Source organism: Streptomyces sp. NPDC019443 (assembly GCF_044389785.1).
Taxonomy (GTDB): Bacteria; Actinomycetota; Actinomycetes; order Streptomycetales; family Streptomycetaceae; genus Streptomyces.
Window position 1 is genome coordinate 1 of record NZ_JBIRYJ010000052.1, and the last position, 2,677, is coordinate 2,677.

Here is a 2,677-nt window from a genome sequence, read left to right on the forward strand (position 1 = left end):
CCTACGCCCATCAAGACCTCCCCTTCGAGCAACTCGTCGACGAGCTCGTCACGGAACGGGACCGCTCCCGCAGCCCCCTCTTCCAGGTCCTCTTCGATTACGACAACGGGCAGTCGGGTGAGGAACCCCGGGACACCGACGCCCGCGCTGAGGCCCACACCGACACCGCGGCCGAAGCGGCCCACCGGGACCCCGACGCCGGACCGGCGGACGCCGACGAGTTGCCGGTCAGGTTCGACCTGGTGGTCACGCTGGGGGAGTCCGACGGCGAGCTCTCGGGAGAGTTCCAGTTCAGCACCGCGCTGTTCGACACCTCCACGATCGAGAGGATGGCAGGGCACCTTGTCACGCTGCTGGAGGCGATCGCGGCTGACGCCGAGCAGCGGGTGACCGAACTGCCGGTTCTGAGTGCTGTTGAGCGGCGTCGCGTGGTCGAGGAGTGGAATGACACCGCGGCGCCGATGCTTTCGGCGGCCGGGGTCCACGAGCTGATCGCGGCCCGGGCGGACGCGTACCCCGATGCCGTGGCCGTGGCCTGCGGCGAGACGGTCCTGAAGTACGGGGAGCTGATGGCCCGCGCCAACCGACTGGCGCATCACCTGCGCGGATCCGGCCTGGGTGCGGAGTCGATCGTGGGGCTGTGCCTGCCGCGTGGGGTCGACATGGTTGTGGCGATGGTGGCGGTCTGGCAGGCGGGTGGCGCGTATCTGCCGCTGGATCCGGAATATCCGGTCGAGCGGCTGGAGTTCATGCTGGCTGACAGTGCGGCGCAGGTGCTGATCGGGCACAGGTCGGTGGCCGAGGTGGCGAGGGTGGCCGGCGGACTACCGGTGGAGTCGGTGGTGTGGCTGGACGACCCGGCTGTTACCGATGGCCTGCCGTCCACGGCGCCTGAAGTACCCGTACGGGCAGACCAGCTGGCGTATGTAATTTATACGTCGGGGTCGACGGGGCGGCCGAAGGGTGTGCAGGTCGCTCATCGTGGTGTGGTGAATCTGGTGGGCGCGCAGGGCCGGGCCTTCGGCGTCGGAGCCGGGGATGCCGTGTTGCAGTTCGCGCCGTTCGGGTTCGACGCAGCCGTCTCCGAGATGTGTGTGACGCTGGCATCGGGTGGGACGCTGGTGGTGGCTACGGTCGAACAGCGCGCCGAGCCCGAGGCGTTGGCCGCGCTCATGCGGGGGCGGAATGTGCGGGTGGCGACCTTGCCGCCGTCGCTGCTGGCCGTACTGAACCCCGGCGACCTGGACGGTATGGCCACCCTGGTCACTGCGGGCGAACGCCTCGACGCCGCAACAGCGGCCGTATGGCGGGAACACCACCGGCTGCTGAACGCGTACGGCCCGACCGAGGCCACGGTCTGCGCGAGCATCGCGACCGTCGATCCCGACGGCCGGGGCGCGCCGCCGATCGGCGCCCCGATCGACAACACGCGGACATACGTCCTGGACGAGCGGCTGAACCCGGTCCCGGTCGGCGTGGCAGGCGAGCTGTACATCGCCGGCACCGGTGTGGCCCGTGGCTACGGCGGGCGCCCTGCCCTGACCGCCGAGCGCTTCGTGCCCGACCCGTACACGGGCGACGGTTCGCGCATGTACCGCTCGGGTGACCGGGCCCGCTGGCTGGCGGACGGACAGCTCGACTTCATCGGCCGCGCCGACGACCAGGTCAAAGTCCGCGGCTTCCGGATCGAACCCGGCGAGATCGAGGCCGTACTCGCCGCCCACCCGCAGATCCGCTCGGCCGTCGTGACGGCCCATGGGGACACCGAGGACCGTCGCCTCGTCGCCTACCTCGTTCCGGCCGACCAGGCCGAGGGCATACCGTCGGTCAATGACATACGGGACCACGTCCAGCGGAGTCTGCCGGCCTTCATGGTCCCGGCCGTGTTCATGGAACTGGCCGCGCTGCCGCTGACCGCGAACGGCAAGATCGACCGGGCCGCACTGCCGATGCCGGATGCCGCAGCCCGTGTGGGTTCGCCAGAGGCTTACGTTCCACCACGCATCGGCGTCGAGCAGGTGCTGGCCGGGGTGTGGGCGCAGGTCCTCGGTGTGGAACGGGTTGGTGCCGAGGACAACTTCTTCGAGCTTGGCGGCGACTCGATCAGCAGTATCCGTGTGGTGGCCCGGGCCCGGGAGCTCGGTGTTCACGTGACGGTGGCGCAGTTGTTCGACCACCAGACGGTGGCGGGTCTGGCGTCGGTGGCGTCGGGTGAGAGCTCATTGGATGCCGAACAGGGCCTGGTGGTCGGAGACTTCCCGCTGACTCCGATCCAGCGGTGGTTCCTGGAGCGTGAGCAGCCGGAGCCCTGGCACTTCAACCAGTCGACGGTGCTGGAGATCAACGGTCGGGTCGAACCCGACCTGCTGCGGCTGGCGTTGGGCGTGCTGGTCGAACAGCACGACGTACTGCGCTCCCGCTTCGTGCAGGAAGACGGGAAGTGGGTCGGCCGTGTGATGGCGGCCGTCGAACCGGCCGACCTGGTGTCGGTCATCGATGCCTCCGCCTCGGACGTCGAAGGGGAGTTCCTGGAGGCGCGGGCCACGGAGGTGCAGGCCGGTCTCGGCCTCAGTGACGGACCACTCCTTCGTGCGGCTCTCGTCGACCGGGGTGAGCGGGGCCAACTGGTCCTCCTCGTCATCCATCACCTGGTCGTGGACGCCGTCTCCTGGCCGAT

1 protein-coding gene is annotated in these 2,677 nt (G+C 69.5%); it reads left to right on the forward strand.

Annotated features, from left to right (window positions below; translation table 11 throughout):
* On the forward strand, positions 1-2,677 hold a 2,677-nt coding region (locus ACH492_RS40010; protein WP_398994359.1), incomplete at both ends, for an amino acid adenylation domain-containing protein.